The sequence below is a fragment of the Phytopseudomonas flavescens genome (genome assembly GCF_900100535.1).
Classification (GTDB): Bacteria; Pseudomonadota; Gammaproteobacteria; order Pseudomonadales; family Pseudomonadaceae; genus Aquipseudomonas; species Aquipseudomonas flavescens.
This window is the reverse complement of sequence record NZ_FNDG01000002.1, coordinates 301,334-315,158: the sequence shown is the minus strand read 5'-3', so window position 1 is coordinate 315,158 and position 13,825 is coordinate 301,334. Positions and strand designations below refer to the sequence as shown.

Here is a 13,825-nt window from a genome sequence, read left to right as displayed (position 1 = left end):
ATTCCAAAAAAATAAATATCCAGGATCGCCACGCCCTCTTCTGTTAGCGCTAACGCTGCAGTATGTTGAGCGCCCGAGTCGCATGCAGGATCAGCCCATGTCGCGCCCTCCAGCCGATTCACCGCGCAAGAGACGCGGCGCTGGCCGTATTACCCTGAGCAGCGTCGCAGAGCGCGTCGGCGTGTCCTCGATCACCATCTCGCGCTACTTCAACCAGCCGGATCAGGTGTCCGAGGAACTGCGTGAGCGCATCCGCAGTGCGGTGGACGAATTGGGCTATGTGCCCAACCTGGTGGCTGGCGGGCTGGCATCCGCGCGGGGGCGGATCGTCGGCATGGTCATCCCGAACATCTCCGGGCCGATCTTCGCCCAGACCATCCAGGGCTTCAGCGACACCCTCAGCCGCCACGGCTACCAGTTGCTGCTGGCTTCCAGCTATTTCAGCGAAGAACAGGAAGAAAGCGCAGTGCGCGCCTTTCTCGGCTGGTCGCCGGCCGCTCTGGTGGTCACCAGCCACTTCCACAGCGCCGGGACGGAGAAGATGCTGGCTGATGCCGACATCCCGCTGGTGGAGATCTGGGACTACCGCCCCGAGCGGGCGCCCCTGCAGGTGGGTTTTCTGCATTACGAAGTGGGCGTCAGCGCCGCCCGCTATCTGCTCGACAAGGGCTACCGGCGCATCGCGTTCGTGCAGAACAGCGTGCCGGGGGATTTCAGCGCGCTGGAGCGCCGCGACGGCTATGCCGATACCTTGCGGGCAGCAAGTCTCGAACCTTGGGCGTTCGCACCGGATGAGAACCTGCAACCCTTCGAGGCGGGCAAGCAGGCAATGGAAAGCCTGATGCAAGGGGCGCAGCGCCCGGATGCGATCATCTTCGCCAACGACAACCTGGCCGCTGGCGGCCTGCTCGCCGGCCGCCGCGCCGACCTGCGCATACCGGAAGACTGCGCGGTGGTGGGCTTTGGTGATTACGCCTTCGCGCCGATGCTGATCCCCAGCCTGACCACCATCCGGCCACCGGCCAGGCAGATCGGCGAAGTGGCGGCGCAGCGCATCCTGCAGAAACTAGGGGTTCTCGAGGAGGCATCGAGCGATGCCCCGCAACCGCTGGTGTGCGAGCTGATCGAGCGGGAAAGCAGCTAGGGCCTGTCAACGCTACCGCGCGACAGCTCCTCGCCGCGCCAGGCCGCGACGAAATCGTCGACGGTTGGCTGCGGCGGCGAGCGCAGTTCCCGCTCCGGCGTTCCCAGATAGAGATAGCCGACGATCCGCTCGTTCGCGGCAAGCCCCAGGCCTGCATCGACATGTCGGTCGTGGGACAGCTCGCCGGTGCGCCACACGGCGCCGATACCCTGGGCGTGAGCGGCGAGCAGGATGCCGTGAGCTGCACACCCGGCGGCCAGCAACTGCTCCTGGGCGGGCACCTTCGGGTGCTCTTGCAGGCGGGCGATGACGACCACCAGCAAGGGCGCGCGCAGGGGCATGTTGCGTGCCTTGGCCAGGGCGTCCTCGCTCGCTTCGACCGGCCTGGCCATCAGCGCACCGGCATACAGCTCGCCCAGGGCATGCCGGGCCTCGCCCTCGACGGTCAGGAACCGCCAGGGGCGCAGTTGCCCGTGGTCCGGCGCGCGCAACGCGGCGCGAAACAGCTGCTCACGCTGAACAGCGCTCGGCCCGGGTTCGATCAGACGGGGAACGGAAACGCGGTTGATCAACGCATCGAGGGCATCCATCGGCTCTTCTCCAGAACAAGGAAGCCGGATTCTAGCAGCCAGGCCCACGCAACAGGCACGGCGCGAGCGCGGGCGCCCATCGACGGCAGGCCAGGCTCGCGTACCACGACGTAGGGGAGCGACGCGCCGCTAGGGCTTGTCGGGCATGCCGTCCTCCACGCCGGCGCTGTTATCCAGCAGGCTCTTGGTGGCGGTCTGCAGGAAGCCTTCGAGGCGCCTCTTCAGCAACTCGTCGACCGGGCCCTCGATGCGCTCGGCGGTCGGCTTGGCGCCCAGGCTGTAGCGATACAGGCGCGGTTCGAAGCCCTTGGGCTGCACCAGCACCTGATCGGGGGTGACGATGGCCACTGTCTGGTCACCGCCCGACGGCTTGATCACGCCAATGCCACCGTCGCCGTCCGGCAGGTTGAGCAGGTCGCGCCCCCAGCACTGGTGCCGCACTTCACCACCCAGGCGGCCCATGATGGTCGGCACGATATCGACCTGGGTCCCCACGGTGTGGCTGACCTTGCCGAACTTCTCCTGAATCCCCGGCGCGATCAGCAACAGCGGCACGTTGAAACGTTGCAGGTCCATCTCGGTGACCTGGTCGAAACCACCGAAGCCGTGGTCACCCACCACCACGAACAGGGTTTCCTTGAAGTAAGGCTCCTTGCGCGCCTTCTCGAAGAACTGCCCCAGGGCCCAGTCCGAATAGCGCATCGCCGTGCGGTGCAGGTTCTCCTTGCCGTCGATCAGCACCGGTTGCACCGGCAGATCCTTGGGCAAGGCGTAAGGCGTGTGGTTGGACAGGGTCTGCAGCAGCGCATAGAACGGCTTGTCGCCGTAGTTGGTTTTCAGCTCCAGGGCACCGCGGTCGAACATGTCCTGATCGGACACGCCCCAGGTGGGATCCATGAATACCGGATCGACGAAATCCTCGCGGCCGATGAAATCGGTCATGCCCTGGTTGCTGAAGAAGCCGGACTGGTTGTCCCACTGGAAATTGCCGTTATAGACATACAGGTTATCGAAGCCACGGCCCCCCAGCAGTTGCGGCAACCCGGAGAACTTGTGGGCGCCTTCCGGCGTGCGCATCAGGTACTCGAAGCCCGGCAGGTTGGGGAAGCAGGCCATGGTGGCGAACATGCCCTGGTGGGTATGGGTGCCATTGGAGAAGAAGCGGTCGAACAGCAGCCCTTCCTTGCTCAGCTTGTCGAAGTAAGGGGTGATGTTGCCTGGCGCGCCGAGTGCACCGACGGAATGGCCGGCGAAACTCTCCATCAGGATGACCACCACGTTGCGGATCGGCAGCGTGCCGTCGGCAGGTGGCGTGTAGACACGCCGGATGGCGGCACTGTCGGCGTCGACCAGCTTATCGTCCGGGGTCAGCAACATGTCGCGGGTGATCTGCCGGGCCAGGTCGTCTTCCAGAGTGGGTTGCCAGGTGTTGTCGCGATGCGGGCCGAAACTCGCCTGGGCTGCGGTGAACAGGGTCAACGTACCATTGAGCCCCAATTGGTTGGCGAACATCGACTCGGTGGTATAGGCGTCGCCCCAACGCAGCGGCGGGCCCTGGCGCAAGTGGCCGCGGGCGGCCAGCACGGCGATCAGCAGGCACAGGAAGAACACCGAAACGCGCCAGTACCAGGCCACACCAGGCAGGACGGCGACCGTGCCGCGTGGCGTGTTAGCCCGGCTGGCGCGGTCGAACCGGGTGAACATCCACCACAACAGGCCGGTGATGACGAACCAGGCGAGCAGGTAGCGAAGGACGGGAAAACCGTTCCACAGCATGCTCATCACGGTGGCCTGGTCTTCCTGCAGGTACTGGAACACCAGGCTGTTCAGGCGCTGGTGGAACTCCTTGTAGAAATCCAGTTCCGCCAGGCCGAGAAACAGCGTCACACTGGCGAAAAAGGTCAGCCACAGCCGTTGCCAGCCCCGCACGCGCATGGCGCGGTTGCTGAGCAAGGCGATCAACAAGGGGGCGCAGGCGTAGACCACCACGCGCAGGTCGAAACGCAGGCCGTTGAAAAAGGCTTCGGCGAACACCGCCACCGGCGTGTCGCCGATCAGGTCGCGGTTGTAGGCCAGCAAGGCGGCACGCAACAGGCTGTACATCAGCAGCAGCGCGATGGCGCTGTAGAGGGTGAAGAGCAGTTGGCTGCGTAGCGGGTCGAAGGTGCGCGAAGGCGCCGGAGGAGTGCCCTGAGCGGCAGTAGGGGTCATGTTTTTCATCATCCACGGAAGCGAGTGTCTGCCCTGCGCCCACACCGGAGGTGCCCGCAGTGCGGCGCGAGTGTGCGCCAGGGAATGTGAAAATTCTGTCGGGAACGCTCCCATCCAGGGGCCGGACGCATGCCTGCGGCGCCATTCCCCGAGACTGCCCCGGCCAAGGGCTCAGAGCCGCACGTGCCGCACGTGCCGCACCAGGAACTCGAGGAACGCCCGGACGCACAGTGGCAGGTAGCCGCCCTGGCCCATGACACTGCATGCACCTCCTCACGGTCTCCCGGGTTGCAGGCCTGCAAAACCACGACCAGGCGCCCGGCGGCGATATCCTCGCGCGCCTGGAACATCGCCAGCCGTGCCAGTCCGAGGCCGGCCAGGGCCAGTCGGCGTACGCCCTCGCCGTCGCTGGCCTGGGCGTGGCCGACGGGCACGATGATCTGTTCCTGGTCGCCCCCGCACAGCGGCCAGCCGCTGGCGGCGCGTGCATGGTTCAGGCCGAGCAGGCTGTGGTGTTTCAGATCCTCGGGTGTGGCGGCGGCAGCCACGCAGCGCTTGGGCTGGTCGAGGTCGTCGATCTGCATGCCCTGTTGCCAGGTCTGGGTACCTTTGCGGCCGGCCCCACCGCGCCCCAGGAACCCTGATGCATGCCATCCGCCCCCTGAGGGCTCGGATCCATCGCGGTATGCCGATCCAGGCTGGCAAGTACGGGGCCGAGGCCGCGCTCCTCAATGACCGGGCCGGCCTGCCGCTATGAAAGTCACTTTCGACGCAGACAACAGGCCCGACGACGGTTATCGTCTGCGCCATGAACCCGAACGATCCGCTCCTGCTGCCCTACCAGCCGCCCTGGCACTGGCAGCAGTTCCACGAGCACTTCCGCCTGCGCGCCATCGCCGGCCAGGAGCGGCTGGGCGCACAGGACTACTGCCGCAGCTTTCGACTGGCTGACGTTACCGGCTGGTTTCGCGTCAGCCCCCTACCCGAGCAGAACGCAGTGCAGCTGGCTTACAGCCCATCGGCTGAAGCCTGCCTGCCGCAACTGACCCAGCGCGTACGGCGCATGTTCGATCTCGACGCCGACCCGGCCATCATCGCCGCCCACTTCGCGGCCGATCAGTTCCTTGCACCGATGCTCGCGCGCAACCCGGGCCTGCGCCTGCCCACCGCGTTCGATGCCTTCGAGCAGGCCGTGCGGGCCATCGTCGGTCAGCAAGTCACGGTCAAGGCAGCGGTAACCATCACCGGGCGTCTGGTCAGCCGACTCGGCGAATCGCTGGCAGACGCACCCGCCGGTATCGACCGCCTGTTCCCGACACCCGCCGCTATCGCTGCCGCCAACCTCGACGGCATCGGCATGCCCGGCAAACGCGTGCAGACTCTGCAGCATTTCGCCGCCCAGGTGGCTGCCGGCGACTTGCGCCTGGACATCAGCCAAGGGGCCAGCGAACTGATCGCGCGGCTCTGCGCCCTGCCCGGCATCGGCCCCTGGACCGCCGAATACATCGCTCTGCGGGCGTTCGGCGACGCCGACGCCTTTCCCGCCAGCGACCTCGGCCTGCTGAAAGCGCCCATCTGGGGAGCTGCTGGCATCACCGCGCGACAGCTGCAGGCCCATGCGCAAGCCTGGCGGCCGTGGCGGGCCTATGCGGCAGCCCATCTCTGGCAAGACTATTCAGGAAGCTGAAGATGTTCTATCGCTACCACGACAGCCCCATCGGCCGCCTGTTCATGGTCGGTGACGAAGCTGGATTGCAGCAGTTGCTCATGGACGTGGAACGCACACCCTGGCGGATCGACGAGCGCTGGCGCGAGGCAGGCTCGCAGCTCGATGAAACCAGCCGCCAGCTCGACGACTACTTCGCCGGCCGTCGCCAGCGCTTCGAGCTGCCGCTCAACCCCCAGGGCACGCCGTTCCAGCAGTCGGTGTGGCGCGCCTTGCAGGATATTCCCTTCGGCCGCCTCGACAGCTACAGCGCGCTGGCCCGGCGTATCGACAGACCCAGAGCGGTACGCGCCGTCGGTGCGGCCAATGGCGCCAACCCGATCTGCATCATCATTCCCTGCCACCGGGTGATCGGCCGCGACGGCAGCCTGACCGGCTTTGCCGGCGGCCTGCCACGCAAGCAGTTGCTGCTGGAGCTGGAGGGCGCGGTGCCGCGAACGCAGGCCTCGCTGTTCGACTAGGGTCTGTCCGAAAAGTACCTGCGCTCGGTGATGCTTCGTTAAAAATCGGTTCGGAATGCTCATTTACAGCTCGTAAACTCCGCTTCCTCACCGATTTTTGCCTCGCCTGACCTTCGCTCGGAGACTTTTCAGACAGACCCTAGGCCAGCTCAGTCTTCCAGGCGCGGAAAAGAGGCGGCGATGGGATCACCGCTGGGCTTGCCCGCAACATCGCTGCCGGACGAAAGGCGCAGCAACGCGCAATGGGGAAACTCGCCCAGATCGAACCAGTGAGGCGTACCGGCGGGCACCGAAACCAGCGCATTGCGCTCACCCAACAGCGCATACACGTAGTCGTCGACATGCAGACTCAGCAGCCCCTGCCCGGCCAGGAACAGGTAAAGCTGCGCGCCGTCGGAGATGATTTCCTGCGGCGGCTCGGCGGGCTTTTCGCCCTCCTTCGGCCAGCGGCGCTGGTCGACACTGATCACCTCCACGTGACCCAGACCGTGATCACGCTTGAGCTGCTCCAGCGGTCCGGCAAGCGCGGCGAGGATGGCGTCCGGCGCTGCCCCGGCCTGCAGTTTGGCGTCAACATCGACGACGCTGTAATCGATACCGGCTGCTGTCAGCGTGCTGGCGATGTCCTCAGCATGGCCCAGTATCTTGTTGGGAATATGGGGGCTGGACTGATGGTGGACGCTCAGGCGGCTCATGGAGAAAATCCTTCAGTAAGTGCTCGCCACCCTGGGGGCAGCTTGATTTGGCCAGCGATCAGGGGCGCGCCGGATCGGTCGTGCGTCTGACCATGATAACGGCTGCCGCCAGCGCAGCCAGCCCTGCCAGGGCGAAGGTCCATTGCGCGCCCAGGCCGTTCCAGCTGTAACCGGCATACAGCGCGCCCAGGGCACCGCCGGTGCCGGCCAGCGAAGCGTACAACGCCTGGCCCTGCCCCTGCTGGCGAGCGCCGAAACTGCGTTGCACGAAGGCGATGGAGGCGGCGTGAAAACTACCGAAGGTGGCGGCGTGCAACACCTGAGCGAACAGCAGCACGGCCAGGTGATCGGCGAAGAACCCCATCAACACCCAACGCAGTGCGGCGATGGCGAAGCTGGCCACCAGCACCTGACGCAGGCTGAAATGCCTGAACAGTCGCGCCATTGCCATGAACACCAGCACTTCCGCCACCACCCCCAGGGCCCACAGCATACCGATCAGCCCGCGGCTGTAGCCGAGTTGTTCCAGGTAGATACTGAGAAAGGTGTAGTACGGCCCGTGGGACAGCTGCATCAGCGCCACGCACAGATAGAAGGCCAGCACGCCGGGCTGCTTCAATTGCTGCAGGAAGCCACCACGGCTTGCCGATTGCGACGAGGCAAGCGGCCGGGCATCCGGCACCCAGAAGCTGCTCAGGGCGATACCGACGATGATCAGCAGCAACACCCAGGGGTAGACGTCCAGGCTGAACAGGTCGAAGGCCTTGCCCAGCCCGACCACGCTGAGGATGAAACCGATCGAGCCCCACAGGCGGATCCGTGCATAGCGGGCCGACTGCTCGCGCAGGTGCGCCAGGGTGATGACCTCGAACTGCGGCAGTACCGCGTGCCAGAAGAACGCGTGCAAGGCCATCACCATGGCCAGCCAGGCATACCCCTTGCTGACGAAGATCAGGCTCAGGCTGAACAGCGTACACAGCGCACCGAGGCGCACGATCAGCAAGCGCCTGCCGCTGTAATCGCCGAGCCAGCCCCACAGGTTCGGCGCGATGCAGCGCATCAGCATCGGGATGGCCACCAATTCGCCGATGCGCGCGGGCGAGAAGCCCAGGTGCGCGAAATACAGGCCCAGGAACGGCGCCGTGGCGCCCAGCAGCGCGAAGTAGAACAGGTAGAAGCCGGACAGGCGCCAGTAAGGGACGACCGTGGTCAAGCCGGACCACCCTGGCTATCGAAGAACTGGCGAATCAGTGCACGGCCGGCGGCGGGCTCGCGCAGGGTGACCAGCGTACCCTCCTCGTCCACGGTGAAGTGCCCCTTGAAGGCCTCCGGCATGGCCTGGTACTGCGCCTCGACCTGTTCCAGGGTGTCGCGCAGGCAGGCATACCCATAGCGCTCGACCAGGTACGGCAAGGCATTGCGCCCCCTGAGCAGCTCGTACTCCTGATAGTTGTAGGGCGTGGACTGCTGCCTTTTCGACAAGGCCTGGCGAAAGCCCTCCAGCAACGTCTGCAATTGCCCTTCGTCCGCCCGGCGCGCCAGGCCGCGCAGAGCGTAGAGCTTCATGTCCAGGTAGCGCTCCTTGCCAAAGGCCTCGGCAAAGAACCGATCGAGCACAGGGAAATCGAGGTCGTAGAGCAGCCGCAGGATCTGCCTGCGTACATCGAGCTGCTTGCTGCGCTGGTAGAGCGCCGCCAGATGCCCGGCCGCCGCCTCGTCGACCTGCCCCGGCAGCAGTGCGAACAGGGCATCGCGCACGGCCGAAATACGCGGTTTGCCTTCGCTGCTGCGCAGCACCTCGGGGAGCTGGTTCATCGCATCCTCGCAGGGCAATGCCCGGTCAGCGTTGTGGCAACACCGGCGTGCTGACCCGCACGTCGGCATTCTGCCCACGGTGGCGCAGCAGGTGATCCATCAGCACGATGGCCATCATCGCCTCGGCGATCGGCGTGGCGCGAATACCTACGCACGGATCGTGACGCCCCTTGGTGATCACCTCGGCCAGGTTGCCGTCGACATCGACGGAGCGGCCTGGCGTGGTGATGCTGGACGTCGGCTTGAGCGCCAGGTGAGCGACGATCGGCTGGCCACTGGAAATCCCACCGAGAATGCCGCCGGCGTTGTTGGACAGGAAACCTTCGGGGGTCAGTTCGTCACGGTGCTCGGTACCGCGCTGTGCCACCGATGCGAACCCGGCGCCGATTTCCACCCCCTTGACCGCGTTGATGCTCATCAGCGCGTGGGCCAGTTCGGCGTCCAGGCGGTCGAAGATCGGCTCGCCGAGCCCGGGCATCACCCCCTCGGCGACCACGGTGATCTTCGCGCCAACCGAATCCTGGTCGCGGCGCAGCTGATCCATGTAGGCCTCCAGCTCGGGCACCTTGTCCGGGTCGGGACTGAAGAAGGCGTTCTGCTCCACCGACTCCCAGCTCTTGAAGGGGATTTCGAGGGGCCCCAGCTGGCTCATGTAGCCACGCACGACGATACCCTGGCTGGCCAGGTACTTCTTGGCGATGGCGCCGGCGGCCACGCGCATGGCGGTCTCGCGCGCCGAACTGCGGCCACCGCCACGGTAGTCGCGGATACCGTACTTGTGGTGGTAGCTGTAGTCGGCATGGGCCGGACGGAACAGATCCTTGATGGCCGAGTAGTCCTTGGACTTCTGGTCGGTGTTGCGGATCAGCAGGCCGATGGCGCAGCCAGTGGTCTTGCCCTCGAAGACCCCGGAGAGGATTTCCACCTCGTCGGCTTCCTGGCGCTGCGTGGTGTGGCGGCTGGTGCCCGGCTTGCGGCGGTCGAGGTCACGCTGCAGGTCGTCCAGGCCAATGTCCAGTCCGGGCGGGCAGCCGTCGACGATGGCGACCAGCGCGGGGCCGTGGCTCTCGCCTGCCGTGGTGACGGTAAACAGCTTGCCGAAGGTATTGCCGGACATTGCGCGAGGCTCCACGTCAGTTCGATCAGCAGCCTGCGGCGAAAAGGCAGGCCCAAGAGGAAAGCCGCTGAGTATACTCCGTCGTAACGGCGCAGATCATCCGCCAGCGAACCTTTGGCCAATCGCCAGCGTCCAACAGACCCCATCACAGACACGTCCCTATCATGCTGCGAGCCCTGATCTTGACCCTCTCCCTGTTCACCGGCCTGGCCCAGGCCGCCCCCATCCTGCGCGAACCGGTCAGCCTGGATACCGGCCAGGGCGTGCTGCAGGGCTCGCTGATGCTGCCGCAGCGCAGCGAAGGCGTACCGGTGGTGCTGCTGGTGGCGGGTTCCGGGCCGACCGACCGTAATGGCAACAACCCCGGTGGCGGGCATAACGATGCCCATCGCAAGCTGGCCCAGGCACTGGCTCAGCACGGCATCGCCAGCGTGCGCTACGACAAGCGCGGCATCGCCGCCAGCTTTGCTGCGACCCCCCACGAGCGGGACCTGAGCGTGGAGCGCTATGTCGCCGACGTGGTGGCCTGGAGCCACAAGCTGCATCAGGACAAACGCTTCAGCCAGGTGATTCTGATCGGCCACAGCGAAGGGGCGCTGATCGCCAGCCTGGCAGCCCCCGAATCCGGCGCCGATGCCCTGGTGTCCATCGCCGGCAGCGCGCGCCCCATCGACCAGTTGCTCCAGGAGCAACTGCGCAACCGCCTGCCGCCGCGCCTGCGCGCCGAAAGCGATGCCTTGCTGGTCGCCCTGCGCGAGGGCCGCCAGGTGGCCGAGGTGTCCGACGAGCTCACCGTGCTGTACCGCACCAGCGTGCAACCCTACCTGATCTCGCTGTTCCGCCAGGATCCGGCGGCGGCCTTCGCAAACGTCCGCATACCGGCGCTGATCGTCCAGGGCGACCATGACATCCAGGTCAGCGTGCAGGACGCCGAAGCGCTGCATGCCGCCAAGCCGGATGCCCAACTGCAGATCGTCACCGGCATGAACCACGTGATGCGCATCGTGCCGATGGACTTCGAGGCGCAAATGGCCTCGTACGACAACCCGGACCTGCCCCTGGCCCGTGGCCTGACCAGTCGCATCGTCGGTTTCATCAAGGGATTGCCGCCTGTAGAAACCCATGTCGCTGCCGATAGCCATTAAGCCGACGCTCGAGGTGGTGACGGCTTTTCGAGGAATGCTCCATGACCGACAGCGAAACGCCAGCCGTTGCCGCGCCTGAGGACGAACAGCCCGAGCCATCCCATCCGTGGGCCAGGCTGGGCCCCGAGCACTTTCGCCTGCTGCGCCTGGCCCCCCTGCCCACCGACCGCGCCAGCGGGGCACGGCCGCTGCGTTTCGTGCAGTTTGGCCGGGTCGAACGGCACAGCAAGGAACAGAGCCTGCTGCGGCTGAGCGTGCAATTGCCGGGGCAGAAGGTGCGCAAGGAACAGAACGTGCTGGAACTGTGGCTCGATCACCGCGCCAAGGAAGCCCGTTTCGGCCCGGACAGCGGCCTGAGCCTGGAACCGCAGAACCGTGGCCTTGGCCGTTTTCTGCTGGCCCAGGCGGCCGCCTGGGCCAAGCAGCACTGCGCCCACTACAACGTCGAAAGCGGTCCGCTGCCGAGCCGTGACGCGATGAGCGAAGACGCCCGCGCCCGCCGCGACCACTGCCTCAATGCCCAGGGCTTCGCCGTCGACTACCAGGAAGGCCAGCTCAAGGCGCTATACAGCGCCCCTCGCCTCGGCGCCCTGCACAGCGACTGGAACGGCGAAAAGATCAGCTTCGTCGAACAACTGGACGCCGCGCAGATGCTCCAACAGGCGGATCAGAACCTGCGCGAGCAGGATGTGCAGCTGCGCCAACAACTCCAGCGCCTGGAACAGCTCAGCCGCGAGGACGGTGGCCTGCGTTTCACCATTGCCTGCCTGGTGGCGTTCGCCCTGTTCCAGGCCGGGCTGTTGATCTGGATCGCTACCCACTAAAAACTGCCGTCGCCGACGTGCAGCGGCATGAACGGCAAACCAAGAAAAGGCCGTTACCCCGAAGGGTAACGGCCTTTCTGGTTACCGCTGACAGGCGATGATCAAACCCGGAAGTGGCTGACCATCGTCTGCAACTGGCCGCCCAGGCGCGCCAACTCGACGCTGGACGCCGCCGTCTCTTCGCTGGCCGCGGCGGTCTGCTCGGAGATGTCACGCACGTTGATCACACTGCGGCTGATCTCCTCGGCCACCGCACTCTGCTGCTCGGCAGCGGCGGCGATCTGCTGGTTCATCGACTGGATGTTCGACACCGTGCGGGTGATGCTTTCCAGCGAGCCGCCGGCCTTGCGGGTCAGCTCCACGGTGCTGTCGGTCAGTTCGCGGCTGCTCTGCATGATGCTGGCTACCTGCTGGGTACCCTGCTGCAGGCCGGCGACCAGCCCTTCGATCTCTTCGGTGGACTTTTGCGTACGTTGCGCCAGGCCCCGCACCTCGTCGGCGACCACCGCGAAGCCACGGCCTGCCTCACCGGCACGTGCGGCCTCGATGGCCGCGTTGAGGGCCAGCAGGTTGGTCTGCTCGGCCACCGCCTTGATCACGTCCATCACGCTGCCGATCTTGTTGCTCTCCTCCTGCAGGTGGCCCATCGCCTCGGTGGAGCGGGTCACTTCGGCAGCCAGGCGTTCGATCTGGGCGATGGCTTCGGCCACCACGCGGTCGCCCTGAGAGGCTTCGCGATCAGCGTCCGATGCGGCACGCGAAGCATCGGCGGCGTTGCGCGCCACTTCCTGCACCGTGGCGGACATCTCATGCATCGCCGTGGCTACCTGATCGGTTTCCACTTTCTGGCTGTTGACCCCGGCACTGGTCTGTTCGGTCACTGCCGACAGCTCTTCGGCGGCGCTGGCGATCTGGGTGACGCCGTCACGAATGCCGCCAATCAGCTCGCGCAGGGTGGTGCCCATGCGCTGGATGCCCTGTTGCAGCACGCCGATTTCGTCACGCCGCGACACTTGCAGGGTCTGGCTGAGGTCGCCACCGGCGATGCGCTCGACCGCGACCAGGGTGTCGTGCAGCGGACGGGTGATCTGCCGGGTGATCAACCAGGCGGCCAGGATGCCGACCAGCAGCGCCAACAGCGTGGCAACCGCCTGCAACGTCTGCGCCGAGGCGCTCTCGGCATCTCGGCGCTCCATCTGGATGGCGGTCAGCGCCTTGCTGATACGAACGATCTCGTAGCCTTCCTCGGTGAGTTCCTTGCGCGCCACGGCGATGTTCTCGGTGGCGGTCTTGAAACTCGCCACCGCGGCGCGATAGCCATCCAGCGCCTGTTCCATGGCAGCGATACGTGGCCCATGGTCACTGGCGAAGGCAGCACGGAACTGGCCAAGCGCAGTGCTGGCAGCCGTTATCGCCGCCACGGATTTCTGCTCGGCATCGCCACTGAGGTTGGCGACCAGGCCGCGGACTTCATAACGGGCGGCCTGCCAGTCGTCGTTGAGTCGAGCGACCGACTGCAACTGGGCGAAACGGTTTTCGTCGAAGGCCGGCAACCCCGAGACGGCCTGCTCGACCTGATCGAGGGCCTGTTCCAGTGCCACGGCCTGCTGCTGCATCTGCTGGCGTGCCTCGCCTGCGGCGCGATAGCCGGCACGCATCTTGTTGATCGACAACTGGTAGGCTTCGATCTGCGCGCCCTGCTCCTTGAGCAGTCGCACGTTATCCGGGCTCTTGAACTTGGCCAGAGTCTCGGCATGCTGGGCGGCGAAACCGTCCAGCGATTTCTGTACGGTTTCGGCCGACTGCTCGTCGCCGTTGGTGAGCATGTACTGCAGGCGGGTGACGCGCAGGTCGGTGAGGGTGTCATTGAGCTGCGCGATGTCGTTGGTCCAGTCGCTACGCTGGATCAGGCCGCCAAGGCTGGTCCAGCCGGTGAAGGCGAGCACGACGGTGAGCGCCAGTACGAGACCGAAGCCCAAGGCAAGTTTCCAAGTAACGCTGATATTGGCGAACCAGCTGTTCATAATGTCTCCGATGTATGCAGAATTCCGTTTGGCTGGAGATTTGTTGTTGTGACCAGCAGATGACAGGGGGCAA

General features: G+C 65.7%; 13 protein-coding genes. 5 read left to right on the top strand and 8 right to left on the bottom strand.

The features are described 5' to 3' along the window. Positions 1 to 97: 97 nt before the first annotated feature. Positions 98 to 1,144, top strand: a complete 1,047-nt coding sequence (locus BLR94_RS03575; protein WP_084303224.1) for a LacI family DNA-binding transcriptional regulator — start codon at positions 98 to 100, stop codon at positions 1,142 to 1,144. On the opposite strand, the gene BLR94_RS03570 is transcribed toward BLR94_RS03575, so the two are convergent. From BLR94_RS03570 to BLR94_RS03560, 3 genes are all read right to left on the bottom strand, one after another. Continuing rightward, entirely contained in the window at positions 1,141 to 1,734 is a 594-nt protein-coding gene (locus tag BLR94_RS03570) for a nitroreductase family protein (RefSeq protein ID WP_084303225.1), read from the bottom strand. The two genes, BLR94_RS03575 and BLR94_RS03570, sit on opposite strands and share 4 nt — an antisense overlap. Before the next feature lie 129 nt (positions 1,735 to 1,863). Then, a complete protein-coding gene (locus BLR94_RS03565) occupies positions 1,864 to 3,945 on the bottom strand; it encodes an LTA synthase family protein (RefSeq protein ID WP_084303226.1) in 2,082 nt (693 codons plus the stop codon). A gap of 8 nt (positions 3,946 to 3,953) precedes the next feature. Then, the gene (locus tag BLR94_RS03560) at positions 3,954 to 4,529 is read right to left on the bottom strand and encodes a LysR substrate-binding domain-containing protein (RefSeq protein ID WP_244158061.1); all 576 of its coding nucleotides are present in this window, start codon (positions 4,527 to 4,529) and stop codon (positions 3,954 to 3,956) included. Positions 4,530 to 4,753: 224 nt separating this feature from the next. Here BLR94_RS03560 and BLR94_RS03555 point away from each other — a divergent pair, with 224 nt between their 5' ends. Together BLR94_RS03555 and BLR94_RS03550 are read left to right on the top strand one after the other, a co-directional pair. Then, positions 4,754 to 5,632 carry a DNA-3-methyladenine glycosylase family protein gene (locus BLR94_RS03555; protein ID WP_084303227.1) on the top strand — a complete coding sequence of 293 codons (879 nt, stop codon included), beginning with the start codon at positions 4,754 to 4,756 and terminating at the stop codon, positions 5,630 to 5,632. Positions 5,633 to 5,634: 2 nt separating this feature from the next. Further along, positions 5,635 to 6,132, top strand: coding sequence for a methylated-DNA--[protein]-cysteine S-methyltransferase (locus tag BLR94_RS03550; RefSeq protein WP_084303228.1), 498 nt, complete (start codon positions 5,635 to 5,637; stop codon positions 6,130 to 6,132). Positions 6,133 to 6,281: 149 nt separating this feature from the next. On the opposite strand, the gene BLR94_RS03545 is transcribed toward BLR94_RS03550, so the two are convergent. Genes BLR94_RS03545 through aroC form a run of 4 tightly spaced genes read right to left on the bottom strand, consistent with a single transcriptional unit; the run spans position 6,282 to position 9,759 of the window. Beyond that, positions 6,282 to 6,827: a hypothetical protein gene (locus BLR94_RS03545; protein WP_084303229.1), complete on the bottom strand. Its 546-nt coding sequence runs from the start codon at positions 6,825 to 6,827 to the stop codon at positions 6,282 to 6,284. A 58-nt stretch (positions 6,828 to 6,885) separates the two neighbouring features. Continuing rightward, positions 6,886 to 8,040, bottom strand: coding sequence for an MFS transporter (locus tag BLR94_RS03540; protein ID WP_084303230.1), 1,155 nt, complete (start codon positions 8,038 to 8,040; stop codon positions 6,886 to 6,888). Further along, entirely contained in the window at positions 8,037 to 8,642 is a 606-nt protein-coding gene (locus BLR94_RS27660; RefSeq protein ID WP_208601329.1) for a hypothetical protein, read from the bottom strand. Before BLR94_RS27660 ends, BLR94_RS03540 begins: the two co-directional genes overlap by 4 nt. A 25-nt stretch (positions 8,643 to 8,667) precedes the next feature. Then, positions 8,668 to 9,759 carry a chorismate synthase gene (gene aroC, locus BLR94_RS03530; RefSeq protein ID WP_084303231.1) on the bottom strand — a complete coding sequence of 364 codons (1,092 nt, stop codon included), beginning with the start codon at positions 9,757 to 9,759 and terminating at the stop codon, positions 8,668 to 8,670. Between the two features lie 164 nt (positions 9,760 to 9,923). On the opposite strand from aroC, the gene BLR94_RS03525 reads away from it, so the two are divergent. Together BLR94_RS03525 and BLR94_RS03520 are read left to right on the top strand one after the other, a co-directional pair. Then, the gene (locus tag BLR94_RS03525) at positions 9,924 to 10,904 is read left to right on the top strand and encodes an alpha/beta hydrolase (protein WP_084303232.1); all 981 of its coding nucleotides are present in this window, start codon (positions 9,924 to 9,926) and stop codon (positions 10,902 to 10,904) included. 41 nt (positions 10,905 to 10,945) lie between these two features. Continuing rightward, positions 10,946 to 11,728, top strand: coding sequence for a hypothetical protein (locus tag BLR94_RS03520; RefSeq protein WP_084303233.1), 783 nt, complete (start codon positions 10,946 to 10,948; stop codon positions 11,726 to 11,728). A 101-nt stretch (positions 11,729 to 11,829) separates the two neighbouring features. On the opposite strand, the gene BLR94_RS03515 is transcribed toward BLR94_RS03520, so the two are convergent. After that, a complete protein-coding gene (locus BLR94_RS03515) occupies positions 11,830 to 13,752 on the bottom strand; it encodes a HAMP domain-containing methyl-accepting chemotaxis protein (protein WP_084303234.1) in 1,923 nt (640 codons plus the stop codon). Positions 13,753 to 13,825: the final 73 nt, after the last annotated feature.

Coding starts and splice junctions, on each gene's coding strand:
- BLR94_RS03570 (WP_084303225.1), bottom strand. CDS start 1,734: ATGGATGCCCTCGATGCGTTGATCAACCGCGTTTCCGTTCCCCGTCTG.
- BLR94_RS27660 (WP_208601329.1), bottom strand. CDS start 8,642: ATGAACCAGCTCCCCGAGGTGCTGCGCAGCAGCGAAGGCAAACCGCGT.
- BLR94_RS03565 (WP_084303226.1), bottom strand. CDS start 3,945: ATGACCCCTACTGCCGCTCAGGGCACTCCTCCGGCGCCTTCGCGCACC.
- BLR94_RS03545 (WP_084303229.1), bottom strand. CDS start 6,827: ATGAGCCGCCTGAGCGTCCACCATCAGTCCAGCCCCCATATTCCCAAC.
- aroC (WP_084303231.1), bottom strand. CDS start 9,759: ATGTCCGGCAATACCTTCGGCAAGCTGTTTACCGTCACCACGGCAGGC.
- BLR94_RS03525 (WP_084303232.1), top strand. CDS start 9,924: ATGCTGCGAGCCCTGATCTTGACCCTCTCCCTGTTCACCGGCCTGGCC.
- BLR94_RS03555 (WP_084303227.1), top strand. CDS start 4,754: ATGAACCCGAACGATCCGCTCCTGCTGCCCTACCAGCCGCCCTGGCAC.
- BLR94_RS03575 (WP_084303224.1), top strand. CDS start 98: ATGTCGCGCCCTCCAGCCGATTCACCGCGCAAGAGACGCGGCGCTGGC.
- BLR94_RS03560 (WP_244158061.1), bottom strand. CDS start 4,529: ATGCAGATCGACGACCTCGACCAGCCCAAGCGCTGCGTGGCTGCCGCC.
- BLR94_RS03550 (WP_084303228.1), top strand. CDS start 5,635: ATGTTCTATCGCTACCACGACAGCCCCATCGGCCGCCTGTTCATGGTC.
- BLR94_RS03520 (WP_084303233.1), top strand. CDS start 10,946: ATGACCGACAGCGAAACGCCAGCCGTTGCCGCGCCTGAGGACGAACAG.
- BLR94_RS03515 (WP_084303234.1), bottom strand. CDS start 13,752: ATGAACAGCTGGTTCGCCAATATCAGCGTTACTTGGAAACTTGCCTTG.